Genomic DNA, 24,498 nt, shown 5'->3' on the forward strand with positions numbered 1-24,498 from the left:
ATGAGAGTGGGCGGGGCCGCGGGGGCGCCCCCGGCCGCCGGCGGGCGCGCGGCGGCGCGGGCGGCGGCGCGCAGGCCGAAACGGAGCGCCAAGAAGATCGTGGCCTGGTCCGCCGCCGGTGTGCTCGTCCTGATGGCGGGCACCGGCGGGCTGATCTACTACAAGCTGAACGGCAACATCAAGTCCTTCGACGCGGACGCGATAGCCAAGGACCGGCCGCCGGAGGCGCAGGCCGACGCGGACGGCAACAAGCCGGTCAACGTGCTGCTGATCGGCTCCGACAGCCGCGGCAAGAGCAACTCCGACCTCGGCGGCGGCGAGGAGGGCGGCGCCCGCTCGGACACCACGATCCTGCTGCACGTCTACGCCGACCACAAGCACGCCGTCGGCATCTCCATACCGCGCAACGCGATGGTGGTGACGCCCCCGTGCAAGCTGCCGAACGGAAAGTGGACCAAGGGCAGTTCCAGCGCGATGTTCAACGCGGCCTTCTCCACCGGCGAGACCGACGAGGGCAACCCCGCCTGCACCCAGAACACCGTGGAGAAGCTCACCGGCATCCGCGTCGACCACACCATCGTGGTCGACTTCTCGGGCTTCTCGACGATGACCAAGGCGGTCGAGGGGGTCGACGTCTGCCTGCCGGAGGACATCTACGAGAGGGACCTCAACGAGAAGCTGCCCACGAAGGGCGCGGTGGTCCTGAAGAAGGGCCCGCAGAAGGTGGAGGGCCAGCAGGCGCTCGACTACGTCCGGCTGCGCCACGGCATCGGCGACGGCTCCGACATCGGCCGGATGAAGCGCCAGCAGGCCTTCATCAGCTCGCTGGCCGCCAAGATCAAGAAGCAGGGCCTCAACCCGACCACCCTGCTGCCGCTGGCCGACGCCGCCACCAAGTCGCTGACCGTCGACCCCGGCCTCGACAGCGCCGACAAGCTGATGTCCTTCGGCCTGTCGCTGCGCAACATCGACCTGCACGACCTCAAGTTCATCACCCTGCCCTGGCGGTTCCGCACCGTCGACAAGAACCTCGACATCGTCCAGGCGGACGCCAACAAGCTCTTCGACACCCTCAAGGCCGACCGGACCATCGACGGCCAGAACGCCACCGGCGAGCAGCCCCCGGAGGCCGCCTCCCCGACCGCCCCGGCGGCCCCGGCCACCACCGCCGCCGCCACCACCGCGTCCGTCCCCGCCTCCCCGCTCGCGACCGACGCCGCCAACAGGAACATCAAGGTGTCCGTCCTCACCGGCACCGCCGCCGCCGGCATGGCCGGCAAGGCGACCGAGCAGCTCAAGGCGGCCAAGTTCAACGCCACCGCGACGGGCCGGGCGGACAGCACCAAGTACACGACCACGATGGTCCGTTACGGCTCGGGCCAGAAGGCCAACGCGGAGAAGGTCGCCGCACTGTTCCCGGGCGCGGTCGTCGAGTCCGGCACCGCGCCGGGCCTCACCGTGATCGTCGGCCAGGACTTCGCGGCGGCCAACGGTGCCACGGCCGCCGCCGGCAGCACCTCGGCGGCCCCGTCCACCCCGGGCACGCCCGCCCCGCTGCCCAGCAGCGTCACCGCCGACGCCCGCTCGGCCGACGACAACATCTGCGACAACACCACCTACGGCTCCGGCGGCTGACCGGGCCCGCGCCCCGGGGCGCGCCGTCCGCGGGCCCGTGCCATGGTGGGCCTGGCGGACACGCCGGGGGGAGCCGCAGGCCCGAAAGGCGGAACCCATGGCCGAGATCGCCCTGGAGCTCGACATCGCCGCTCCGCGCGCCGTCGTGCTGGCCGCGCTGACCACCCACGACGGGCTGACCTCCTGGTGGACGACCGAGGTGGAGCGGGAGGGGGAGGTGCTGCTGCTCGACGTCCCCGGCGACCCCGAGCCCCACCGGCTGCGGCGCGAGCGTGCCGACCAGGACCGGGTGGTCTGGACGAACGCCGGAGCCTTCCCGCCGCACTGGGCCGGCACCTGGATCAGCTGGGACCTCGCCGAGCGGCCCGAGGAGCGGGGCGGTCCCGGCCACCGCACCCGGCTGCTGCTGCGGCACGGCGGCTGGCAGCCCGGCAGCGAGGAGGGCGTGCCGCTGGTGGCCGGCACCTGGGCGCAGCTGCTCGTCCGGCTCAAGGACTACGCGCAGAGCGGCCGGGCGCAGCCGCTCTTCAGCAAGGGCGGCCACCACCACGCGCCGTGACCGCCCGGGCCCGCGCCGGTGGCCGCCCGGCGGACGGCGACCCGCCGGGACGCCGTCCGGTGGCGGGATCGCGGAGGCACGGCGATCGTGGGCGGTGTACGGCCGTCGGCGCCGCGCGGCCGGACGGCCCGCGCCCCCGGCGGTCCGCCCGGCGGACGACCATCGCTTGGAGGCCCAGGAATGCCCGTAGTCACCGCACCGTACAAGCCCGGTACCCCTTGCTGGGTGGACCTCATGGCGAGCGACCAGCAGGCCGCGCTCGACTTCTACCGCGACCTGTTCGGCTGGCAGGGCGAGGTCGGCCCGGCCGAGTACGGCGGCTACGCCGTGTGCTCGCTGAAGGGCCGGCCGGTCGCCGGGATCATGGCCCGATCCGCTCCGGAGGGGCAGCCGCTGCCCCCGGTCGGCTGGACCACCTACCTCGCCGCGGACGACGCCGACGCCGCCGCGCAGGCCATCGCCGGGGCCGGCGGCACGATCGTCTACCCGGTGATGGAGGTCGGCGGCACCGGCCGGATGCTGGTCGCCGCGGACCCGACCGGTGCGGTGTTCGGCGTCTGGCAGAAGCTGGAGTTCATCGGCGCGGGCATCGTCAACGAGCCCGGCGCGCTGGTCTGGAACGAGCTCAACACCACCGACACCGCCGCGGCCGGCCGGTTCTACCAGCAGGCGCTCGGCCTGCGCCCGGGCACCATCCAGGGCATGGACGGCTTCTACTCGCTCAACGTCGGCGACCACACGGTGGGCGGCATGCAGCCGGTCGCCGGGTACCTGCCGCCGGACACGCCCCCGCACTGGATGGCCTACTTCTCGGTGGACGACACCGACTCCACCGTGGACGCCCTGGTCAAGGCGGGCGGATCGGTGATCCAGCCGCCGTTCGACATGCAGGCCGGGCGGATGGCGGTGGTGCGGGACCCGCAGGGCGCGGTCTTCGCGGTCACCTCCACCCCGGACTCGCCCTGAGCGGCCGGATCCGGCCGTCCTCCGGCCCGTTCCGAACGAACCGCCGCCCGTTCCCGCGACGCGCCGCCGGGAATGGGCGGCACGGCGCGCGCGGACGGGTAAGACTGCACCCATGCTGGGGCTACCGGACGACATCCGCGCTTTCCTCTTCGACCTCGACGGGGTGCTCACCCAGACCGCCACGGTGCACGCCGCGGCCTGGAAGGACACCTTCGACGCCTTCCTGCGGGCCGAAGCCGCCCGCACCGGCGGGCCGTTCACCCCGTTCGACGCCGTCGCCGACTACGACGCCCACGTGGACGGGCGGCCGCGACTCGACGGCACCCGCGCCTTCCTGCACAGCCGGGGCGTCGACCTGCCCGAGGGCACCGACGCCGACCCGCCGGGCGCCCGCACCGTGCACGGCGTCAGCCGGGCCAAGAACGACACCGTGCTGCGGATGATCCGCGAGCAGGGCGTCGCCCCGTACGACGGCTCGGTCGCCTACGTGCGCCGGCTGCGGGCGCTCGGCCTGCCCACCGCCGTCGTCTCGTCCAGCGCCAACTGCCGGGACGTGCTGCGCGCGGCGGGCATCGAGGGCTACTTCGACGTGATCGTGGACGGCGTCGTCGCCAAGCGCGAGGGGCTGCCGGGCAAGCCCGCGCCGGACACCTACCTGGCCGCCGCCCGGGCGCTGAAGGTCGAGCCCGCGCACGCCGCCGTGTTCGAGGACGCGCTGGCCGGGGTCGCCTCCGGCAGGGCGGGCGGCTTCGGCGCGGTGGTCGGCGTGGACCGCACCGGCCAGGCCGCCGAACTGCGCCGCGACGGCGCCACCGTGGTCGTCCGCGACCTCGCCGAACTGATCCCCGACCACCCGCAGCAGACCGAGGAGGCGTCGTCGTGACGAGCGGTCAGGAGCAGCCCTTCGCCGTCGACCCGTGGCAGGTCGCCGAGCACGGCCTGGACCTCACCTCGCTGGCCCGCGCGGAGTCCGTCTTCGCGCTCTCCAACGGCCACATCGGCCTGCGCGCCAACCTCGACGAGGGCGAGCCGCACGGCCTGCCCGGCACCTACCTCAACGGCGTCTTCGAGCTGCGCCCGCTGCCCTACGGCGAGGGCGGCTACGGCTATCCGGAGTCCAGCCAGAGCGTCATCAACGTGACCAACGGCAAGATCATCCGGCTGCTGGTGGACGACGAGCCCTTCGACCTGCGCTACGGCGAACTGGTCAGCCACCGCCGCTGGTTGGACTTCCGCGAGGGCCTGCTTCGGCGCTCCGCCGAGTGGACCTCCCCGGCCGGGCGGACCATCAAGGTCGACTCCACCCGGCTGGTCTCGCTCACCCAGCGGGCCATCGCCGCCGTCGAGTACACCGTCGAGGCGGTGGACGGCCCGGTGCGGATCGTGCTGCAGAGCGAGCTGGTCGCCAACGAGCAGCTGCCCGGCGGCCCCGAGGGCGACCCGCGGGCCGCCGCCGTGCTGGAGGCCCCGCTGCTCGCCGAGGCGAACCACGCGGGCGGGACGAAGGCGGTGCTGGTCCACCGCACCCGGTACAGCGGCATCCGGGTCGCGGCCGGCATGGACCACCTGATCGAGGGCCCGGAGCGGCTGGACACCGTCGCCGAGGCGGAGGCCGACCACTGCCGGATCAGCGTCACCACCGTGCTGAACCCCGGCGAGCGGCTGCGACTGGTGAAGTTCATGGCCTACGGCTGGTCGGCGACCCGCTCGCTGCCGGCCGTCCGGGACCAGGTGGAGGCCGCGCTGACCGCCGCCCGGTACACCGGCTGGGACGGCCTGGTCGCCGAACAGGCTGACTTCCTGGAGGAGTTCTGGGAGACCAGCGACGTCGAGATCGAGGGCGACGTCGAACTCCAGCAGGCCGTCCGGTTCGCCGTCTTCCACGTGCTCCAGGCCGGTGCCCGCAGCGAGGAGCGCGCCATCCCCGCCAAGGGGCTGACCGGACCGGGCTACGACGGGCACAGCTTCTGGGACACCGAGGCCTTCGTGCTGCCGGTGCTCACCTACTGCCTGCCCGCCGCCGTCAACCAGGCCCTGCGCTGGCGGCACACCACGCTTCCGCTGGCCCGCGATCGGGCGGTCCAACTCGGCCTGGCCGGCGCGGTGTTCCCTTGGCGGACGATCCGCGGCGAGGAGTGCTCCGGCTACTGGCCGGCCGGCACCGCCGCCTTCCACATCGGCGCGGACATCGCGGCCGCCGCCGCCCGCTACGTCCGGGCCACCGGGGACACCGAGTTCGAGCGCGACTACGGGCTGGAACTGCTCGTCGAGACCGCCCGGATGTGGCGCTCGCTGGGGCACCACGACGCCGTCGGCCGGTTCCGCATCGAGGGCGTCACCGGCCCGGACGAGTACAGCGCCGTCGCGGACAACAACGTCTACACCAACCTGATGGCGCAGACGAACCTGCGCGCCGCCGCCGAGGCCGCCGCCCGGCACCCGGGCGAGGCCGCCCGGCTCGGGGTGGACACCGAGGAGACCGCCGCCTGGCGGGACGCCGCCTCCGCGATGTTCATCCCGTACGACGAGAACCTCGGCGTCCATCCGCAGGCCGACGGCTTCACCGACCACCAGGTCTGGGACTTCGAGAACACCCCGCCGGAGAACTTCCCGCTGCTGCTGCACTACCCGTACTTCGACCTGTACCGCAAGCAGGTGGTCAAGCAGGCCGACCTGGTGCTCGCCATGCAGGTCCGCGGCGACGCCTTCACCGACGAGCAGAAGGCCCGCAACTTCGCCTACTACGAGCGGCTGACCGTCCGCGACTCCTCGCTCTCCGCCTGCACCCAGGCGGTGATGGCCGCCGAGGTGGGACAGCTCGACCTCGCGTACGACTACACTGCCGAAGCCGCCCTGATGGACCTGCACGACCTCGGCGGCAACACCCGCGACGGCCTGCACATGGCCTCGCTCGCCGGGGCCTGCATCGCCCTGGTGGCGGGCTTCGGCGGGCTGCGCGACCACGGCGAGGTGCTCTGGTTCCGGCCCCGGCTGCCCATCGGGCTGATGCGGCTCAGCTTCTCGCTGCTGGTCCACGGGCAGCTGCTGGGGGTGCGGATCGACCACGACCGGACCACGTACACGCTGCGGCGGGGCGAGGTGATCCACCTGCGGCACGACGGCGAGACGGTCCAGGTGAAGGCGGGCCGTCCGGTCTCGCTGCCCACCACCACCCCGCCCGCCCAGGAGCGCTGCAGCCAGCCCCCCGGCCGTGAACCGGCCCGCCGCCAGGCCCAGGCCGGCCTCTCCACCGGCCGCCTCACCTCCGGCCCCGACCACCTGGCCGCCGAGTAGCCCGGCGCCCCCCACCCGTCCGGCGCCCCTTCACCTGCCCGGCGCCCCTTTACCCGTCCGGCGCCCCTTCACCCGTCCGGCCCACCCCGGGTGCGGGGGGCCCGCCGGCGGCGGACGGTGCTGGTGTCGCGCGTCCCCGGCGTCAGGAGATCCCCATGGTGAGCGTGGCCGAGCAACTGGTGGAGGTGCTCCGGCAGGCCGGGGTGGAACGGGTCTACGGCGTGGTGGGCGACAGCCTCAACCCCGTGGTGGACGCGATCCGCCGGGCGGACGGCATCGGCTGGGTGCACGTCCGCAACGAGGAGGCCGGCGCCTTCGCGGCCGCCGCCGAGGCCGAGCTGACCGGCCGCCTGGCGGTCTGCGCCGGCTCCTGCGGCCCCGGCAACACCCACCTCATCCAGGGCCTCTACGACGCCCAGCGCAGTGGCGTCCCCGTCCTCGCCCTCGCCTCGCACATCCCCTCCGGTCAGATCGGTACCGGCTTCTTCCAGGAGACCCACCCCGAGCGGGTGTTCACCGACTGCAGCAGCTGGTGCGAGATGCTCTCCACCCCCGGCCAGCTGCCCCGTCTGCTGCGGGTCGCGATCCAGCACGCCCTCGGCGCCCGCGGCGTCTCGGTGCTGGCCTTCCCCGGCGACGTCGCCGCCCTCTCCGCGGCCAACCCGACCGGCACCAGCCACTTCCTCACCGAGCAGGCCGTCGCCGCCCCGCCCTGGTCCCAGGTGCAGGAGCTCGCGCGGGTGCTCAACTCCGCGCGCCGGGTCGCCCTGTTCTGCGGCGCCGGCGTGCGCTCGGCGCACGCCGAGGTGATGGAGGTCGCGGCCGTCCTGCACGCACCGGTCGGACACTCCCTGCGCGGCAAGGAGTGGATCCAGTACGACAACCCGTACGACGTGGGCATGAGCGGCCTGCTCGGCTACGGGGCCTGCCACGAGGCGCTGCACTCCGCCGACGCGGTCGTGCTGCTCGGCACCGACTTCCCGTACGACTCCTTCCTGCCCCAGGCCCGCACCGTCCAGGTCGACCACGACGCCACCCGGCTGGGCCGCCGCACCGCCCTCGACCTCGCGGTGCACGGCGACGTCTCCGCCACGCTGCGCGCCGTGCTGCCGCTGCTGGAGCAGAAGTCCGACCGCTCCTTCCTCGACGACATGCTGCGCCGCCACTGCCGCGCCCTGGAGGGCGTGGTCGGCGCGTACACCCGGGACATCGAGAAGCACCTGCCGATCCACCCCGAGTACGTGGCCGCGGTCCTGGACGAGGTGGCCGCGGACGACGCGGTGTTCACCGTCGACACCGGCATGAACAACGTCTGGGCCGCCCGCTACCTGCAGCCCAACGGGCGCCGCCGGGTGATCGGCTCCTTCCTGCACGGCTCGATGGCCAACGCGCTGCCGCACGCGATCGGCGCCCAGCTCGCCTTCCCGGGGCGGCAGGTGATCGCGATGGCGGGCGACGGCGGCCTGTCGATGCTGCTCGGCGAGCTGCTGACGGTGGCCGGGCACCGGCTGCCGGTGAAGACGGTGGTCTTCAACAACGGCGCGCTCGGCATGATCAAGCTGGAGATGCTGGTCTCCGGCTACCCGGAGTCGGAGATCGACAACGGCGACGTCGACTACGCCGGGATCGCCCGCGCGATGGGGATCCAGGCCAAGCGGGTCACCGAGCCGGCCCGGGTGCGGGAGGTGCTGGCCGAGGCGCTGGAACGGCCCGGCCCGGCGCTGGTGGACGTGGTCACCGACCCGAACGCGCTGTCCATCCCGCCGCACATCACCGCCGCCCAGCTGAAGGGCTTCGCGCTGGCCGCCGGTCGTACGGTGCTCTCCGGCGGCGTCGGCCGGATGATCGACCTGGCCCGGTCCAACCTCAGGAACATTCCCCGCCCGTAGGGGCTCGACGCGCGCTTTTGCCTGCGAGGCAAAAATATTGCCCGTGCGGCACGCGAGGTGTCCACTGGACACATGACCACCAGCCCAGCCGGTCCGCCCGAGGCCTCCGCCGCTCCCGCCGTCCCCGCCGCTCCCGCGGGCGACCACGAGACGCAGGAGGTGGCCGGCCTCGCCGCCAGGCTGCGCGACCACCGGCTCAGCAGCCGCCTCACGCTGGAGGTCGCCGCCGCCCGGGTCGGTCTCTCCCCAGCCTACTTGTCCCGACTGGAGACCGGACGCCGGCAGCCCTCACTGCCCGTTCTGCTCGGCCTCGCCCGCGCCTACGGCACCTCCGTCTCCGGCCTGCTCGGTGAGACCGTCACCGAGCCGGACCCGGTGGTGCGCGGCGGCGCGATCGAACCCGGCCGGGCCGGCGGCTGGGGCTACCGGCGGGCCGGCGCCCCGGGCCGGGCGATGCAGGCGCTGCGTGTGCACGTCCCCCCGGGCGTGCAGGACGCCGTGGTCCGCGTCCACCCCGGCGAGGAGTGGCTCTACGTCCTCCAGGGCCGGCTGAAGCTGACCCTCGGCGAACGCGTCCACCTGCTGGACGAGGGCGACTCCGCCCACTTCGACTCGCTCACCCCGCACTGCATCGCCGCCGACTCCTCGTCCGGGGTCGAACTGCTCTTCATGCACACCCTGCTGCAGAGCCCCGGCGGCGAACTCTGCCTCGGCGGCGGCCCAGCCGCCCCGCACCACTGACCCGACGTCAGGAAAACCGGAGGACACCCCGATGGCCGAGACCGCCGCCACCCCCGCCCCGACCGCCGTGCCCACCCCGGACACCAACGAGGAGGGCGCCCCGAAGACCATCGACGCCGGCAAGTGGGCGAACCGCCGGGTCTACCACCGCCTGGTGATCTACACCGCCGGCGGCCACCTCTTCGCCGGCTTCATCATCCTCCTGTTCGAACTGGGCAGCCGCAACAAGTAGTCCGGCTCCCCCCGCCCCAGGCCGCCGAGGCCCGCCCCCGGCGGCCTGCCGCCCCGGGCCGTCTCGCGCCGTCTCGGGCCGTCTCGGGGCGCTTCAGGCCGCTTCAGGCCGTGCGCAGCACCCCGCACAGGGCGTCGAGGGCGGCCGGGAAGGCGCGGTCGGTCGGGGTGGCGTAGCCGACGACCAGGGCCGGCGGGGCGTCCGGGGCGAGTTCCCGGTCGGCCAGGTACCAGCCGAGGCCGGTGAGGACCAGGCCCGCGGCGCGGGCGCGGTCCATCAGTTCGGGCTCCGGGAGGGAGCCGGGCGGCAGCTCCAGGACGGCGTGCAGCCCGGCGGCGATCCCGGTGACCCGTACGTGCGGGGCCCGGTCGGCGAGCGCCGCGACCAGCAGGTCCCGGCGGCGGCGGTAGTGCAGCCGGCAGCGCCGGACGTGCCGGTCGTACCGGCCCGAGGTGATCAGCTCGGCGAAGGTGAGCTGGTCGATCACCGGGCTCATGGTGTCCGCCGACGCCTTGAGCCGGGCGACCGGCTCGACCAGCTCGTCGGGCAGCGCCAGCCAGGCCAGCCGCAGTCCGGGCGCCAGGCTCTTGGCGGCGGTGCCGCCGTACACCACGCGGTCCGGGGCCAGCGCCTGCATCGCGCCGAGCGGCTGCCGGTCGTAGCGGAACTCGCCGTCGTAGTCGTCCTCGATCACGTAGCCGTCGTGCTCGCGGGCCCAGCGGACGGCGGCCGCCCGGCGCTCGGCGGCCAGCGCCGCGCCGGTCGGGAACTGGTGTGCCGGAGTGAGCAGCACCGCCCCCGCCCCTGCTCCCGCCAGCAGGTCCGTCCGCGCCCCGGCGCAGTCCAGCGGCAGCGGCGCGAGGCCGAGCCCGGCCGCTCGCAGGGTGTCCCGCTGCGGCGGCAGCCCGTACGTCTCGACGGCCACCCGCTCCACCCCGCGCTCGCGCAGCGCGGCGGCCAGCAGGGCCAGACCCTGGCCGAATCCGGCGCAGACCAGCAGCCGGTCCGGATCGGTGCGCACGCCCCGCACCCGGGCCAGGTAGTCGGCGAGCGCCCGCCGCAGCTCGATCCGCCCCAGCGGCGAGCCGTAGTCGAAGGCCTCGTGCGGGGCCACGGCCAGCGCCCGGCGGGCACTGGCCAGCCAGGCGGAGCGCGGGAACAGCGAGAGGTCGGGGCGTCCGGCGAGCAGGTCGTGCCGCCCGGTGGGGCGGTGGCCCGCCCGCACCCCCACGGCCGGTCCGGCGGGCCGGGGCGCGGCGCGTTCGGCGACCGTCGTCCCGGAGCCCTGCCGGGAGCTGAGCCAGCCCTCGGCGGTCAGCTGCCCGTACGCCTCGACGACGGTGTTCCGGGCGATCCCGAGGTCCTCGCCGAGCGCCCGGGAGGACGGCAGCCGGGCGCCGGGGGCGAGCCGCCCGTCCTGGACGGCCTCGCGCAGCGCGTCCTCCAGCGCCGCGCGCAACCCGGCCCCGGCGGCGCGCCGTTCGCCGAGGTCGAGGTGCAGATCGCCGCCGAACGCGGTCCAGGGGGCGGCAGCGCGGGTCTCGCGCGGGGCGCTCCGGGGGGCGCCCGGCGCGGCGCCGGGAGTGGTTCGGGGGCGGCTCATGGCGGGATTATCGCCGCCACCCCCGCGGCTCCCGGATGTCCGGTACATTGCGCCGGACGCACGATCGCGGTGGGGGTGGCGAACATGGCGTACCAGTACGGGAGTTCAGTGGTTCGGCCGCGAAGACGGCGGCCCGGGCGCGGGGGCTGCCTGACCGTCCTCCTCCTGCCGTTCCTCGTCGTGGTGCTGGGATATCCGCTCGCCGTGCCGGTCCTGGTCCCCGCCCTCATGCGGGCGCAGACCCCGCCGCAGCACACCACGCCCGGGCAGGTGGCGATCCTGGCGGGCATCGCGTACGCGGTCGCCCTGCTGGTGGACCTGCAGGCGAGCCGGGGCCGCCGGGCCGCCCCCCGCTGGGTGTCGCCCGCCCGGGCGGCCGCGCTGGCCGCCGCCTGCTCGCTGGTCGCCCACCTGGTCGGCGCGTACCTCGTGCCGAAGGCCCTCGGCGCCGGCCAGGACCCGGCGGCGGCGAACGGCTACGCCCTGCAGTGCCTCGCGGTGGGCGTGTTCGCGTGGGCGTGGCGGCTGGGCGTCCGGGCCTGGGCGGGCGAGCCGGTGGAGCGCCCCCGTCCCCGCCGGACGGCGCCGTCCCCGGACCGCGCCTCCTCGCGCACCGCGACCGTCAGCCGCCCGGCGGCGGGGGAGGTGTGGGTGGCGATGGTGCCGTTCCGGGACCGCGCGGAGGCGGCGCGGCACTACTGCGTGGTGGTGGGCGTCCGCTCCGGGTACGCGGAGGTCCTGCAGATCACCAGCAAGGACAAGGACCACCGCGACGACTACATCCGGATGGAGAACGAGGGCTGGGACCGCACCGGCAAGCCGTCCTGGGTCGAGATCGGGATGGCGCCGCGCCGGGTGCCGTACGAGAGCTTCCTCTCCGACCACCCGCAGGGCCCGTGCCCGCCGCGGATCTGGCGGGAGATCCAGCGCCGCCAGGCCGCCCCGGGCGCGGCCCGCCCGCCCCGGCCGCCCCGCACGCGTCCGTCCGGCGGCCCGGCCCCGTCCGCCCGCGGTCCCCGCCGCCCCTGAGGCCCGGAGCCACCGTGCGGCGCGCTCGTGTCACGCGGACCGGTTAGCGTCCGTCAGTGAACCGACGGATCCCGACGCGAGGGTGTGACAGATGAACGGGGAAGACCTTCTGGCCGAGCGCTTCGAGGAGCACCGGCCCCATCTCCGGGCGGTCGCCTACCGGATGCTCGGCTCGCTCAGCGAAGCCGAGGACGCCGTCCAGGAGACGTGGTTCAAGCTGAGCCGGTCGGACGTCGGCGAGGTCGTCAACCTGGGCGGCTGGCTGACCACCGTGGCCGGCCGGGTCTGCCTGGACCTGCTGCGCTCCCGCGTCGCCCGGCGCGAGGACCCCCTGCTGGAGCAGGACGGCCGGGAGGTCCGGCTGCCCGATCCGATCATCGGCGGGGCCCGGTCCATCGACCCGGAGCAGGAGATCCTGACCGCCGACTCGGTCGGCATCGCGCTGATGATCGTGCTGGAGGCCCTGGCCCCGGCGGAGCGGCTGGCGTTCGTGCTGCACGACCTGTTCTCGGTGCCGTTCGACGAGATCGCCCCGATCCTCGGCCGCACCTCCGCCTCCACCCGCCAGCTCGCCAGCCGGGCCCGCCGCCGCGTCCAGGGCGCCGCGCCCGCGCCGGACGCCGACCTGGCGCTGCGCCGCGAGGTGGTGGAGGCCTTCCTGGCCGCCGCCCGCGGCGGGGACTTCGACGCGCTGCTCACCGTCCTCGACCCGGACGTGGTGGCCCGCTCCGACGGCGGCGCGCCGCGGCCGGCCACCTTCCGGCGCGGCGCGAACGAGGTGGCGGCCGGGGCGAGCCTCTTCGGGGCGCAGTTCGCCGGGGAGTCCCGCCTGGTGCTGGTCAACGGCGAGCCGGCGGTGGCCGCGTTCGTCGACGGCCGCCCGGTCTCGCTCGCGGCGTTCACGGTGCGCGGCGGCAGGATCGTCGAGCTGAACATCTTCACCGACCCGGAGCGCCTGGAGCGCCTCGGCCTGTCGGCGGCCTGACGCCCGCCTCGATCCGTCGGACGGTCGGTGGTGGCACGGCCGTCCGCGTCATGGCTCCCCCGCCCGCTCGCACGCTGTCCGTCGACCATGCCGAATCCCCGGCCCCGGACGGAACCCCGGAGCGCCCTTCCCGCCACCCCGATCCGGCGTGGGGAAAGATGTCGGAAAAATCTTGCCGATGGATGTCGAGACCCCGGCGGCCCGCTCCGACCGAGGGGTGAGAGCGCGCCGCACGGGGCGTGCGGGACGGGAGGACACCCGAGATGAAGTACGTCGCCATGATCTACGGCAACCAGGCGAAGTGGGACGCGTTCCCGGCCGAGGAGTGGCCGGCCGCGATCGCCAAGCAGGAGGCGTTCAACACCAGGTACCGCGAGTCCGGCGAGCTGCTCGGCGCCTACGGCCTCGCCGACGCGGCCGCCGCCCAGCTGGTGCGGCGCGCGGACGGCCTCCCGGCGGTCACCGACGGGCCGTACCTGGAGACCAAGGAGTACATCGCCAGCTTCTACCTGCTGGACTGCGAGAGCCTGGAGCGCGCCCAGCAGATCGCCGCCGACATGCCGTTCGCGGACGTCGAGCCGGTGGAGCTGTGGCCGATCCTGCACGAGTCCCCGGCCAACGCGGCGGACGTGTGAGCGGCGGTCGGCTGCCGGATCCCGGCCGCTTCGAGGGTCTGCTGCGCGAGCTCGCGCCGCAGGCCCTCGGGGCGCTGGTGCGCCGGTACGGACGCGGGCAGTTCGACGCCTGCGAGGACGCCGTGCAGGAGGCGCTGCTGGCGGCCGCCACCCAGTGGCCGGCCGAGGGGGTGCCGGAGAACCCGCGCGGCTGGCTGGTGACGGTCGCCGGGCGGCGGCTGGCCGACGCCGTGCGCAGCGAGGCGGCCCGCCGGCGCCGCGAGGACGCGCTCGCCCTCGCCACACCGCAGTCCGCGCTGCTCAGCCCCGCGCCCGACGCGGCGTCGGCCGGCGGGCGGGACGACTCGCTGGAGCTGCTGTTCCTCTGCTGCCACCCGGACCTGTCCGCGCCCAGCCGGATCGCCCTCACCCTGCGGTCGGTCGGCGGCCTCGGCACGGCGCAGATCGCGGCGGCGTTCCTGGTGCCGGAGGCGACGATGGCGCAGCGGATCAGCCGGGCGAAGCAGACCGTCCGGACCGCCGGCCTGCCCGACCGGCGGCTGTCGGAACGGCTCGCCGAGGTCCGCCAGGTGCTCTACCTGATCTTCAACGAGGGGTACACGGCGAGCACCGGCGACGACCTCACCGCGCCGGAGCTCTCCACCGAGGCGATCCGGCTGACCCGTCTGCTGCTGCGGCTGGTCCCGGACGACGCCGAGACGGCGGGCCTGCTCGCCCTGATGCTGCTCACGGACGCCCGCCGCCCGGCGCGCACCGGACCGGGCGGGGAGCTGGTGACGCTGGCGGAGCAGGACCGCTCGCTGTGGAACGCCGCCCTCGTCGCGGAGGGGGTGGCCCTGATCAGCCGCACCCTCCCGCGCGGCCGGGTGGGGCCGTACCAGCTCCAGGCGGCGATCGCGGCCGTCCACGACGAGGCACCGGACGCCGGGTCGACGGACTGGCCGCAGATCCTGGCGCTCTACGACCTGCTGGCCCGGTTCGGCGAGAACCCCTTCATCGCCCTCAACCGGGCGGTGGCGCTGGCCATGGTCGAGAGCCCGGCGGCCGGGCTGGCCGCCCTGGCCCCGCTGGAGGCGGACAAGCGCTTCGCCCGCCACCACCGCCTGTTCGCCACCCGGGCGCACCTCCTGGAACTCCTCGGCGACCCGACGGCGCCGGACGTCTACCGCGAGGCCGCCCGCCGCGCCACCAGCGCCCCGGAACGCCGCCACCTGACCGCCCACGCCCGCCGGTTGGAGACGGGCACACACCGGAGGAAACCGTGACTCAACTCCTGAGGGTCCAGAACTTCAACGTCTCGGCCGACGGCATCGCCGCCGGCGAGGACCAGACCCTGGAGCGGCCGTTCGGCCTCGACCACGCCGAGCGGCTGTTCTCCTGGGCCGGTGCCACGGCGAGCTGGCCGATGCGGACCGACCCCGGCGGCAGCCGGGGCCTGGACGACCACCTGACCCGGGACTACGCCCGGAACATCGGCGCCGAGATCATGGGCCGCAACAAGTTCGGCCCCCAGCGCGGGCCCTGGGAGAACCTGGAGTGGCAGGGCTGGTGGGGGGACCGGCCCCCGTTCCGCACCCCGGTGTTCGTCCTGACCCACCACGAGCGGCCGTCGATCACCCTCTCCGACACCACCTTCCACTTCGTCGAGGGCGACCCGGCCACGATCCTCGAACAGGCGAAGGAGGCGGCCCGGGGCAAGGACGTCCGCCTGGGCGGAGGCGTGACCACGATCCGGGAATTCCTGGACGCCGACCTGGTCGATGCGATGCACGTGGCGGTCTCGCCGGTGGAGCTGGGATCGGGCCTGAAGCTGTGGGAGTCCCCCGACGAACTGCGCGACCGCTTCCACGTGGACGTCGTGCCGAGCCCGAGCGGTGTGACCCACCACCTGTTCTGGCGGAAGTAGCCGGTGGGAAGCGGCGGCCCCGGGAGGTCCGCGGACCTCCCGGGGCCGCCTACGGCGTGCTCCGTTCGACCACCCTCCTCACCGACTCCGCCCCCGCCCGCGCCCTCCGCCCCCGCCCTCCGCCACCACACCCGTCGCAGCCCACCCCTTGCCCGGCGCGGGAAGTCGGCCGGTCCGACTGCCCGCGCCGTCCACCGACCGGTGGACAACAGGTTCCACCGGGCAGGCGTGTCGCGGACCGGGGCCGGTTGCGGAGGATCGCCGGTATGAGTCAACTCCCCGTGCGGATGGCCCGCTGGAGCGCCCGGCACGCCCGGACCGCCATCGCCGGCTGGTTCGCCTTCGTCGTCCTCTGCCTCGGCGCCGGTATCGCCGTCGGCACCAACGAGGCCACCACCGAGGACTACCGGGTCGGCGAGGCCGGGCGTGCCGAGGCGCTCGCCGCCGAAGGGGGCCTGGAGCGCAGGCCCGTGGAACACATCCTCATCCACTCCGCCTCCGGGAAGCTGGACGCGACCGCCGCGGCCGCGGCGGCCCAGGACGTCACGGAGCGCATGCGGGCACTGCCCGAGGTGGCCGAGGTCGCGGCGCCCGTCCGGTCGCAGGACGGCGAGGCACTCCGGGTCCCCGTGGTGCTGAAGGGGCCCGAGCTCGAAGGCAGGAAGAGCGTCGTCCCGCTCCTGGAGCAGACCGCGAAGGCGCAGGCGGCCCACCCCGGACTGATCGTGGAGGAGACCGGCTCGCCCTCCATCAGCAAGGGTGTCAACGAGCAGCGCGGGAAGGACCTCGCCCTCTCCGAGCGCCTCACCCTGCCGGTGACGCTCGTGACGCTGCTGCTCGTCTTCGGCTCGGTGCTGATGGCCTGCGTGCCGCTGCTGCTGGCGCTCTCCTCGATCGCCGCCGCCCTGGGCCTGTCCATGCTGGTCTCGCACCTGGTCCCCGACGCCGGGGTCGGGACCAACATGATCCTGCTCATCGGTCTGGCGGTGGGCGTCGACTACACCCTCTTCCACCTGGAGCGCGAACGCGAGGAGCGGGCCCGCAGCGGCGGGCGGCTCGCGCCGGAGGCCCTGGTGGAGCTGGCGGCCGCCACCGCCGGGCGCGCCGTCGTCGTCTCCGGTCTCGCCGTGATCGTCTCCACCGCCACCCTCTACGTGGCCTCCGACGTCATCTTCTCCTCCCTCGCGACGGGCACGATCCTGGTCGTGGCGGTCGCCGTGGCGAGCTCGCTCACCGTGCTGCCCGCCCTCCTGGTGACGATCGGCCGCCGTGCCGAACGCCGTGCCGAACGCAGGACCGGGGGAAGGGTCGTGGGACGGGCCGAGCGCAAGGCGTCGGGCCGTACGGCGGACGGCCCGGGCCGGCTGGTCGGCGCCCTGCTCCGGCCCGCGCAGCGGCACCCCGCGCTCACCCTCTGCCTCTCGGTCCTCCTCATGCTCGGCCTGGCGGCGCCCGCCCTCGGCCTGAGGCTGGTCGACCCGGGCAAGGACACCTTCTCCCGCGACATCCCCGCGATGCGGGTCCACGACCGGCTCACCCACGCCTTCCCCGAGCTCCTGACCAGGCACGAGGTCGTCACCCGCGCCGCCCCCGACCGGGCCGCGGAGGTGAAGCGGGCGCTGGCCGACCTCGGCCGGCGGGCCCAGGCCGACCCGCTGTTCGCCGCCGGCACCGAACCGGTGCTGCGCGGCTCCGCCGACGGCCGGACCACCGTGCTGGAACTGGCCGCCCCCTTCCCCGCCTCCTCCCCGGAGGCGATCGCCTCCCTCGACCGCCTCCGGCGGGTCCATCTGCCCGCCACCGTCGGCTCGTTGGCCGGAGCGGAGAGCGCGGTGAGCGGGGACGTGGCCCGGGGCCGCGACTACGTGGCGCACGAGCGCTCGACGCTGCCGCTGGTCGTCGGCCTGCTGCTGCTGGCCACCTTCCTGATGACCCTCTGGGCGTTCCGCTCACCGGTCCTCGGGCTGCTCGGCGTCGTCCTCAACCTGCTGTCCGCCGGGGCCTCGCTGGGCCTGCTGGTCGCGGTCTTCCAGGGGACGTGGGCCGAGGGCCTGCTCGCCTTCGACTCGCTCGGCGCGATCGCCTCCCGGGTGCCGCTGTTCCTCTTCGTGATCCTGTTCGGCCTCTCGATGGACTACCAGGTGTTCGTGGTCAGCCGGATCCAGGAGTCCGTGCGCGCCGGGCTGCCGGCCCCCGAGGCGGTCCTCGCCGGGATCCGCGGCTCCGCCAAGGTGGTCACCAGCGCGGCGGTCGTGATGGTGACGGTGTTCGGGGCCTTCGTCGCCCTGCACCTCACCGAGATGAAGCAGATGGGCTTCTGCCTGGCCGTGGCCGTGCTGCTGGACGCCGTGGTCGTCCGGCTCATGGTGCTGCCCTCGGCCCTGCTGCTGCTCCGCGACACGGCCTGGTGGCCGCCGCAGCGCCCCCGTCCGCGCCCGCGCCCGCGTCCCCGCCTGCGGCGGGCGACCGTAGGCTGACCGTCATGACTCCACCTCCGCAGCCCGAGGACCGGTTCCGGTTACGGTCGCTCCGCCGCTGGTACGCGGTGGTGTGGGTCGTCCTGGGAGTCCTTCCCCCGGTCGTCTCCGTGCTCGGCGACACGGGTGCCACGACGTACTGGACGATCGGGCTGTCGGCGACGCTGGCCCTCTGCTACGCGGGCGCCTCGGCGCGCCCCGACCGTCCGGTGCTGCGACCGCGGGCCTTCCTGGGCGTGCTCGTCCTCGGCATGGGGGCGCTGGCGCTCGTCAGGGGCGACGGCGCGGCGCTGTTCATCGTCTCCCTCCCGCAGTTCTGGCTGCTCGCCGGGAGCCCGCGCCGGGCGATCGCCCTCAGCGCCGCCGCGGCGGCGGCCACCGCGATCGGCATCGTCCGCCATCAGGCCTGGGACGCCCAGGAGTTCGCCGCGGGCAACGTCGTCTTCACCCTCCTCGGCTGGCTGGCGGGCGTGCTCGTCGGGCTCGGGGTGGTCCGGATCGTCGAGCAGAGCGACGAGCGGGCCGGCCGGCTGGGCGCGGAACTGGAGGACGCCCGACTGCGCCTGGCCGAGGCGCACCGGCTGCAGGGCGCCACCGAGGAGCGCGAGCGGCTCGCCCGGGAGATCCACGACACCCTCGCGCAGGGCTTCGCCTCCATCATCGTGCTGGCGGAGGCGGCCGCGGCCGGTATCGCCGCCGATCCGGGCCGTGCCGCCCAGCAGTTGCTCTCGATCGAGCGGACCGCCAGGGAGAACCTCGCGGAGGCGCGCGTGCTGGTGGGTTCGGCGCCGCAGAGCGGGCCCGCCGCCGGTTCGATCGCCACCACCCTGCGCCGGACCCTGGAGCGGTTCACCGAGGACACCGGGCTGCTCGTGACGGCGGAGCTGGCGGAGGTCGCGTGCGACGGGCCGACCCGGATCGCGCTCCTGCGCTGCACCCAGGAGTCGCTGGCCAACGTCCGCAAGCACGCGGCCGCCTCCCAGGTGTCGGTCGTCCTCGGGCCCGTCCCCTGCGGCATCGAGCTGGAGATCACCGACGACGGGGAGGGGTTCGTGGTGCGGGACTCCGACGGCTTCGGGCTCAACGGCATGCGCCGGCGGCTCGCCGAACTCGGGGGCGAGCTCACCGTGACCAGTTCGCCCGGCGACGGGACCCGTGTGCTCGCCGCGGTCCCCGTCCACGGTCGGGGGTGAGGGCATGGATCCCGTGCCGGGAAGGGTCCGCGTCGTCGTGGTCGACGACCACACCGTGATGCGGGCCGGGCTGGTCGCCCTGCTGGCCTCGGAACCGACCGTCGAGATCGTGGGCGAGGGCGGTGACGGTCGTGCGGCCGTCGAACTCGTCGCCCGCCTGCGGCCCGACGTGGCCCTGCTCGACCTGCGGATGCCGGTCCTCGACGGGGCGGGCGCCACCGCCGAGATCACCGCCGCCCGATCGGCCACCCGGGTGCTGATCCTGACCACCTACGACACCGACGAGGAGATCGAGCGCGCGGTCGAGTCCGGGGCGATCGGCTACCTGCTCAAGGACACCACGCGTGAACAGCTGGTCGACGCCATCCACTCCGCGGCCAGGGGCGAGACCGTCCTGGCCCCGCGGGTCGCCGAACGCCTGGTCGCCCGCCTGCGCCGCCCCGCCCCCGTGGCCCTGACCGCCCGCGAGGCCGAGGTGCTGAACGCCGTCGCGGACGGCCTGTCCAACGTGGAGATCGGACGCCGGCTCGTCATCACGGAAGCCACGGTGAAGACCCACCTGCTGCGGATCTTCGCCAAGCTCGACGTCAACGACCGCACCCACGCGGTCGTCACCGCCCTCGACCGAGGACTCCTGGGCCGCCGCCGGCGCCCGCCCGGCGTCCCGCCCGAGGACGAATGACGACGGCCCTCACCTCACGCCCTCAGGCCTTCCGTGCCGCCTTCCACTCCTCGGCGAGGAGGCCGAGCAGCACCTGGTCCAGGAACTCGCCCATCACCCAGGCCGAGGAGCGCAGCACGCCCTCGCGGACGAAGCCGTTGCGCTCGGCGGCGCGCAGCATCGCGGTGTTGTCGGCCAGCGTCTCGACCTGCAGCCGCTGGAGGCCCCGCACCACGAAGCCGTACTGGCACAGCGTCGCGACCACATCCGTCCCGTAGCCCTTGCCGCGGGTGGACGGCAGCAGCCCGAGCCCGACGTGGGCCGTCCGGTTGTGGGTGTCGATGCCCCACAGCGCCGCCGTGCCGACCAGCGTGCCGCCCGCCAACTCCACCACGGAGAAGGAGACGTGCGCCTGCTGCGTGTCGTCCCCCACGAGCCGGGGGTCCTTCGAGCCGGGCGTGAGCGGCCGCCACGGCCGGCCTTCGGAGCGTGCGGAGTTGACCACGTCGTCGTAGAGCTCGGTCAGCAGGATCGGGATGTCTTCCTCGTACCGGGCCCGCAGCCCGACCTTGTCGCCTCGAAGCATGCCGACTTCCTATCCGACGGGTCGTCCGTCGGCAAACGCATTAGCCCGGCCGCACCTTGTCCGCGGTGCCGGCCCGGGGGACCCCGTCGACCGCGAGGCAGATCCCGAAGACCCGGTCGTGGCCGGTCCAACCGTTCACCCGGCCCCGGTTGTTGCTGATCTGCACGCGCCGCCTGGCCGGATCGAGGGCCGACACCAGGTGCAGGTACACCGTCCCGGCGACCCGGGCCAGGACGATGTCCCCGACGGCGAGCCTCGACGGGTCCACCGGTGCGACGACCACCGCCTGCCGGCTGCGGATCAGCGGGACCATCGACGAACCGCTCGGCCGGAACTCCACGGTGGCCCCGCCCGCCACCCGGGCCGCCACAGCATCCAATACACCCATCCGATGATCGTGGCAGACCTGCCCACCGCCGGCCCACCGGTTTTCGCCCAGGGCCGCCGGGGCCGGGCGCCCCCGTCCACTGCCACGTCAGCGACGTCGTCGCGAAGCGCTGGCGCGAGGCCCGCGCCGAAGGGCGAGCCACCGCCGGCGGCACCGGGTGGAGCTCAACGCCCCCTCGGTGCGGCTACAGCTCCACCCGCCGCCAGCCCTCGCAGCCGTCCGGCTCCGCGGGGACCGCGGCGAAGTCGTAGCGGACGGTCCCGGCGCCCAGGGCCAGCAGCGAGATCGAGGACGAGCCCCAGATCCGCCCGTCCCCGAACTCGCGCCGCTGGACCAGCGCGGCGCGGTCGTCGAGCGCCAGCCCGTCGCCGGCGGCGATCGGCAGCCAGCCGCCCCAGGCCTCCTCGGCCGTCGCGGGGCCGGGGAGCGGCTCCGGCCGGGGCTCGGCGGTGAAGCGGGCGCGGAAGTGGGCGGCGCGGGCGGCCATCAGGACGCGGATCCGCTCGGAGGCGGTGCGGCTCTCGGCCAGCCCCTCCGGACCGTCGTTGAGGACGACGCTCAGGCCGGTCGGCAGCTCCAGTTCGGCGGGCCGGCTGCCGCTGCCGCCCCAGCTCAGCACCCGTGCGCCGGTCGGCCGGACGACCACCAGGTGGAACGGGTCGTAGCGGTCGAAGTCCAGGTCGCCGAGCCGGCCGCCCCGGACGGCGAACAGCGGCAGCTCACCGCGCGAGAGCCGCGCCTGCGCCGGTGCCAGGGTGCCGAAACCGTTCAGCAGGCACGCGGCGACGGGACCCGGAGCATCCGTCCCGCCGGGCTCCACCGCGAGCCAGGTCCCGCCCGCGACCAGGTCCAGCCCGCCGACCGCCGACGGCTGGGCGGGCCAGTGGCGCCCGGGCGGCACCCACCGCCGTCCGGCGTACTCGTCCCGCACCGACAGCAGCAGCACCGGCACCGCCGCCGCCGGATCGATGCTCACGAACGCCGTACACACGTCCGGTCCCCCTGACCTCGTCGGCACCACCCTCCCCGCGATCCTCGCACGCCCGTTCGTGAACCGGCAGGGGCGCGCGGTCTTCCGCCCGACCGTCCGGCCGTGCCACACTCGCCGCCCGCACCCGCACCCGCACCCGCACCCGCACCCGGACGCCGGACGCCGGGCCCCGCACCCCGAGGCCCGAAGTGGCCCACGATTCCGGTGGCCGAACGTACCGGGACGGCGGGCCGCCGGGTTCCTAGGCTGGCGGTCATGACGACGACGAACGACGGCACCGAAGCCACCGTGCCCGCCCCGGCGCAGCGGATCTCCCTTCCCGACCTGGCGCCCGAGTACTACCGGGCGATGTACGCCGTGGAGCGCGCCGCCCGGCAGGGGGTGGACCCGGTGCTCGCCGAGCTGGTCAAGGTGCACGCCTCGATGATCAACGGCTGCTCGTTCTGCATCGACATGCACTCCACCGACGCGCTCAAGAACGGCGAGCAGCAGCACCGCCTGCTCTCCCTCCCCGCCTGGCGGGAGACCTCCTGGTTCACGGCCGGGGAGCGGGCCGCCCTCGCGCTGACCGAGTCGGTCACCCTGCTCACCCAGGGGCACGTGCCGGACGCCGTCTACGACGAGGCCGCCGCCCACTTCGAGCCGGCCGAGCTGGCGCAGCTGATCGCGCTGATCGTCACCATCAACGCCTGGAACCGGATCGGCGTGACCTCCCGGCTCAGCCCGGCCGCGAAGCAGGGGCTGCCGCGATGAGCACGGAACAGCGGGACAAGGCCCGCCTTCTGCACGAACTCCACCGCCCGGGCACGCCGCTGGTGCTCGCCAACGTCTGGGACGCGGTGGGCGCCCGGCTGGTCGCGGCCGCCGGGGCGCCGGCCCTCGCCACGGCGAGCGCGAGCGTCAGCTGGGCGCTCGGCAGCGCCGACGGCGACGCCGCCGACCGGGACGCGGTCCTGGCGCAGACCGCGCTGGTGGTCCGCGCGGCCGGGCCGCTGCCGGTCACCGCCGACCTGGAGAGCGGTTTCGCCGACACCGCCGCGGGCGTCGGCGAGACGGTCGCCGCGCTGCTGGCCACCGGCGCGGTGGGCGTCAACCTGGAGGACGGCGTCCGGCCCGCCGCCGAGGCGGCCGAGCGGATCGCGGCGGCCCGCGCGGCGGCGGACGCGGCCGGCGTGCCGCTGTTCGTCAACGGCCGCACGGACGTCTTCCTGCGGCGGCTGGGGGCGCCGGAGGAGCGGTTGGACGAGGCGGTAGCCCGTCTGCGGGCCTACGTCAAGGCGGGCGCGGACGGCGTGTTCGTGCCGGGGGTGGCCGATCCGGCGGTGATCGCCGCGCTGGTCGAGGCCGTCCCGGCACCGCTGAACGTGCTGGCCGGGCCGGGTTCGCCGGCCGTGCCGGAGCTGGCGGCGCTGGGCGTGGCCCGGGTGAGCCTGGGCCCCGGCCTGGCGAGGGCCGCGTACGCGGCGGTGCGGCGCGCCGCCGAGGAGGTGTACGCGCGGGGCACGTACACCGCGCTCGACGGCGGGCTGGACTACGGGGAGCTGCAGGGCCTCCACGTCACCGGGTGAGCGAGCCCAGGATGCCCACGGCGTGGTCGAGCACGGTGCCGTCGGCGGCGCAGTGGGTGGGCCCGGCGCCGTGGCTGCCGAGCGCCGGGACGGCCGCCACCTCCTGCAGGCAGCCCGCGGCGGCGCCGAAGTCCCGGACGGGTGCGGGCGCGGCCCCGGGTGCGTCCACGGCCCCGGGCGCGTCCGCCGCCCCGGGCGTGAACGCGAACGCGGGCGCCGGCGCGGCGGCCAGCGCCAGCGCGGCCAGCACGAGCGCGGCCGGCCGCCGCACGCCGGTCACAGACCCTGCCCGATCTGGCCGCTGAGGCCCGGGTGGGTCATCTGGCCGGTGCCGATGGCCTCGACCTCGGTGGCGACCTTGCCGACCAGCGGCAGGTCCTTCGCATGGTGGATGACGAGGTCGGCGGGGGAGAGGGTGAGCCCGTTGGACAGGCCGCCGAGCGCGTCCGGGGAGTTCGCGGTGGAGGTGGCGGCGGACGCGGCGGGAGCGGCGGCGGCGAGACCGGCCAGGGTGAGGGCGGCCAGGGTGGCGAGTTTCTTCATGAACCCCCCAACGACCCGGGCCGCCCCCGGTCACCGCGGGCTTCGGACGGTGACCCGCAGCGTCCGCACGCTGTTGCTGACGAACGACCCGATCGGCTCCGGCGCCGGCCCCTCGGCGAGCGCCAGCGCGGGATGGCGCTCGAACAGCAGCCGCAGCGCCGTCTCCGCCTCCAGCCGGGCGAGCCCGGAGCCGAGGCAGAAGTGCGGGCCGTGCCCGAAGGACAGGTGCCGGTTCGGCTGCCGGGTGACGTCGAAGCGGTCCGCGTCCCGGAAGCGCGCGCCGTCCCGCCCGGCGGCCGCGTACGAGGCGAGCAGCGCCTCGCCCCGCCGGATCACCGTGTCGCCGACCGGGATGTCCTCGGTCGCGTAGCGGAGCGGGAACTGGCCGACCGGTGAGTCGAAGCGCAGCGTCTCCTCGACGACCGCCGACCACGGCACCGTGCCATCCAGCACCAGCCGCAGCTGCCCGGGGTGGGCGAGCAGCGCGCGGACGGCGTTGGTGATGAGGTTGAGCGTGGTCTCGTGGCCGGCCACCAGCATCAGCAGCAGGGTGCCGACCAGCTCGATCTCGCTGAGCCGGTCCTCGTCCTCGCGGGCGGCGATGAGGTCGGTGGTGA

25 protein-coding genes are annotated in these 24,498 nt (G+C 75.0%); 18 read left to right on the plus strand and 7 right to left on the minus strand.

Translation table 11 applies throughout. From position 1 onward, the window contains the following. The 8 genes from ACFVFS_RS36190 to ACFVFS_RS36225 all read left to right on the plus strand — a co-directional run bounded on the left by ACFVFS_RS36190 (window position 1) and on the right by ACFVFS_RS36225 (window position 9,316). Window positions 1-1,635, plus strand: a complete 1,635-nt coding sequence (locus tag ACFVFS_RS36190; protein WP_380629198.1) for an LCP family protein — start codon at window positions 1-3, stop codon at window positions 1,633-1,635. A gap of 97 nt (window positions 1,636-1,732) precedes the next feature. Then, window positions 1,733-2,194 carry an SRPBCC domain-containing protein gene (locus tag ACFVFS_RS36195; protein ID WP_380629199.1) on the plus strand — a complete coding sequence of 154 codons (462 nt, stop codon included), beginning with the start codon at window positions 1,733-1,735 and terminating at the stop codon, window positions 2,192-2,194. A gap of 180 nt (window positions 2,195-2,374) precedes the next feature. Continuing rightward, window positions 2,375-3,160 carry a VOC family protein gene (locus tag ACFVFS_RS36200; RefSeq protein ID WP_380629201.1) on the plus strand — a complete coding sequence of 262 codons (786 nt, stop codon included), beginning with the start codon at window positions 2,375-2,377 and terminating at the stop codon, window positions 3,158-3,160. A gap of 112 nt (window positions 3,161-3,272) precedes the next feature. Next, window positions 3,273-4,043, plus strand: coding sequence for an HAD family hydrolase (locus tag ACFVFS_RS36205; protein WP_380629202.1), 771 nt, complete (start codon window positions 3,273-3,275; stop codon window positions 4,041-4,043). Beyond that, a complete protein-coding gene (locus ACFVFS_RS36210) occupies window positions 4,040-6,454 on the plus strand; it encodes a glycoside hydrolase family 65 protein (RefSeq protein ID WP_380629204.1) in 2,415 nt (804 codons plus the stop codon). Before ACFVFS_RS36205 ends, ACFVFS_RS36210 begins: the two co-directional genes overlap by 4 nt. 155 nt (window positions 6,455-6,609) lie before the next feature. Then, complete coding sequence (locus ACFVFS_RS36215; RefSeq protein ID WP_380629206.1) at window positions 6,610-8,343, plus strand: pyruvate dehydrogenase; 1,734 nt, start codon at window positions 6,610-6,612, stop codon at window positions 8,341-8,343. Window positions 8,344-8,415: 72 nt separating this feature from the next. Further along, a complete protein-coding gene (locus tag ACFVFS_RS36220; protein WP_380629207.1) occupies window positions 8,416-9,084 on the plus strand; it encodes a helix-turn-helix domain-containing protein in 669 nt (222 codons plus the stop codon). A 31-nt stretch (window positions 9,085-9,115) separates the two neighbouring features. Next, window positions 9,116-9,316 (plus strand): DUF6126 family protein, encoded by a 201-nt coding sequence (locus tag ACFVFS_RS36225; protein ID WP_380629208.1) that lies wholly within the window; start codon window positions 9,116-9,118, stop codon window positions 9,314-9,316. A 103-nt stretch (window positions 9,317-9,419) separates the two neighbouring features. Here ACFVFS_RS36225 and ACFVFS_RS36230 read toward each other — a convergent pair whose 3' ends face one another. Beyond that, entirely contained in the window at window positions 9,420-10,919 is a 1,500-nt protein-coding gene (locus tag ACFVFS_RS36230; RefSeq protein ID WP_380629209.1) for a PLP-dependent aminotransferase family protein, read from the minus strand. Between the two features lie 180 nt (window positions 10,920-11,099). Between ACFVFS_RS36230 and ACFVFS_RS36235 the strand changes: the two genes are divergently transcribed. The 8 genes from ACFVFS_RS36235 to ACFVFS_RS36270 all read left to right on the plus strand — a co-directional run bounded on the left by ACFVFS_RS36235 (window position 11,100) and on the right by ACFVFS_RS36270 (window position 19,826). Beyond that, window positions 11,100-11,948 carry a hypothetical protein gene (locus ACFVFS_RS36235; protein WP_380629210.1) on the plus strand — a complete coding sequence of 283 codons (849 nt, stop codon included), beginning with the start codon at window positions 11,100-11,102 and terminating at the stop codon, window positions 11,946-11,948. Between the two features lie 91 nt (window positions 11,949-12,039). Next, window positions 12,040-12,933, plus strand: a complete 894-nt coding sequence (locus ACFVFS_RS36240) for a sigma-70 family RNA polymerase sigma factor (protein ID WP_380629211.1) — start codon at window positions 12,040-12,042, stop codon at window positions 12,931-12,933. 263 nt (window positions 12,934-13,196) lie between these two features. Beyond that, window positions 13,197-13,568, plus strand: coding sequence for a YciI family protein (locus ACFVFS_RS36245; RefSeq protein WP_380629212.1), 372 nt, complete (start codon window positions 13,197-13,199; stop codon window positions 13,566-13,568). Then, the gene (locus ACFVFS_RS36250) at window positions 13,565-14,833 is read left to right on the plus strand and encodes an RNA polymerase sigma factor (RefSeq protein WP_380629213.1); all 1,269 of its coding nucleotides are present in this window, start codon (window positions 13,565-13,567) and stop codon (window positions 14,831-14,833) included. Before ACFVFS_RS36245 ends, ACFVFS_RS36250 begins: the two co-directional genes overlap by 4 nt. After that, window positions 14,830-15,474, plus strand: a complete 645-nt coding sequence (locus tag ACFVFS_RS36255; protein WP_380629214.1) for a dihydrofolate reductase family protein — start codon at window positions 14,830-14,832, stop codon at window positions 15,472-15,474. Before ACFVFS_RS36250 ends, ACFVFS_RS36255 begins: the two co-directional genes overlap by 4 nt. A gap of 266 nt (window positions 15,475-15,740) precedes the next feature. Continuing rightward, window positions 15,741-17,951 carry an MMPL family transporter gene (locus tag ACFVFS_RS36260; protein ID WP_380629215.1) on the plus strand — a complete coding sequence of 737 codons (2,211 nt, stop codon included), beginning with the start codon at window positions 15,741-15,743 and terminating at the stop codon, window positions 17,949-17,951. Window positions 17,952-17,956: 5 nt separating this feature from the next. After that, on the plus strand, window positions 17,957-19,144 hold the full coding sequence (locus tag ACFVFS_RS36265) for a sensor histidine kinase (protein WP_380629216.1): 1,188 nt from the start codon (window positions 17,957-17,959) through the stop codon (window positions 19,142-19,144). 4 nt (window positions 19,145-19,148) lie between these two features. Beyond that, on the plus strand, window positions 19,149-19,826 hold the full coding sequence (locus tag ACFVFS_RS36270; RefSeq protein ID WP_380629217.1) for a response regulator: 678 nt from the start codon (window positions 19,149-19,151) through the stop codon (window positions 19,824-19,826). Between the two features lie 22 nt (window positions 19,827-19,848). Here the strand turns inward: ACFVFS_RS36270 and ACFVFS_RS36275 are convergent, their stop codons facing one another. The 3 genes from ACFVFS_RS36275 to ACFVFS_RS36285 form a co-directional block, all read right to left on the minus strand. Further along, window positions 19,849-20,391, minus strand: coding sequence for a GNAT family N-acetyltransferase (locus tag ACFVFS_RS36275; RefSeq protein WP_380629218.1), 543 nt, complete (start codon window positions 20,389-20,391; stop codon window positions 19,849-19,851). Window positions 20,392-20,431: 40 nt separating this feature from the next. Further along, on the minus strand, window positions 20,432-20,779 hold the full coding sequence (locus ACFVFS_RS36280) for a S26 family signal peptidase (RefSeq protein ID WP_380629219.1): 348 nt from the start codon (window positions 20,777-20,779) through the stop codon (window positions 20,432-20,434). Between the two features lie 184 nt (window positions 20,780-20,963). Next, on the minus strand, window positions 20,964-21,755 hold the full coding sequence (locus tag ACFVFS_RS36285) for an NRDE family protein (RefSeq protein ID WP_380629220.1): 792 nt from the start codon (window positions 21,753-21,755) through the stop codon (window positions 20,964-20,966). A gap of 270 nt (window positions 21,756-22,025) precedes the next feature. On the opposite strand from ACFVFS_RS36285, the gene ACFVFS_RS36290 reads away from it, so the two are divergent. After that, the gene (locus tag ACFVFS_RS36290) at window positions 22,026-22,523 is read left to right on the plus strand and encodes a carboxymuconolactone decarboxylase family protein (protein ID WP_380629221.1); all 498 of its coding nucleotides are present in this window, start codon (window positions 22,026-22,028) and stop codon (window positions 22,521-22,523) included. Beyond that, window positions 22,520-23,338, plus strand: coding sequence for an isocitrate lyase/phosphoenolpyruvate mutase family protein (locus tag ACFVFS_RS36295; RefSeq protein ID WP_380629222.1), 819 nt, complete (start codon window positions 22,520-22,522; stop codon window positions 23,336-23,338). The genes ACFVFS_RS36290 and ACFVFS_RS36295 overlap by 4 nt, the downstream gene beginning before the upstream one ends. On the opposite strand, the gene ACFVFS_RS36300 is transcribed toward ACFVFS_RS36295, so the two are convergent. The 3 genes from ACFVFS_RS36300 to ACFVFS_RS36310 form a co-directional block, all read right to left on the minus strand. Beyond that, on the minus strand, window positions 23,328-23,618 hold the full coding sequence (locus tag ACFVFS_RS36300; protein ID WP_380629223.1) for a hypothetical protein: 291 nt from the start codon (window positions 23,616-23,618) through the stop codon (window positions 23,328-23,330). The genes ACFVFS_RS36295 and ACFVFS_RS36300 overlap by 11 nt on opposite strands. Further along, on the minus strand, window positions 23,615-23,881 hold the full coding sequence (locus ACFVFS_RS36305) for a hypothetical protein (protein WP_380629224.1): 267 nt from the start codon (window positions 23,879-23,881) through the stop codon (window positions 23,615-23,617). Before ACFVFS_RS36305 ends, ACFVFS_RS36300 begins: the two co-directional genes overlap by 4 nt. A 30-nt stretch (window positions 23,882-23,911) precedes the next feature. Next, the coding region (locus ACFVFS_RS36310; protein ID WP_380629225.1) for a cytochrome P450 at window positions 23,912-24,498 on the minus strand (587 nt) is incomplete at its 5' end.

It is taken from the genome of Kitasatospora sp. NPDC057692 (genome assembly GCF_042799475.1).
GTDB lineage: Bacteria > Actinomycetota > Actinomycetes > Streptomycetales > Streptomycetaceae > Kitasatospora.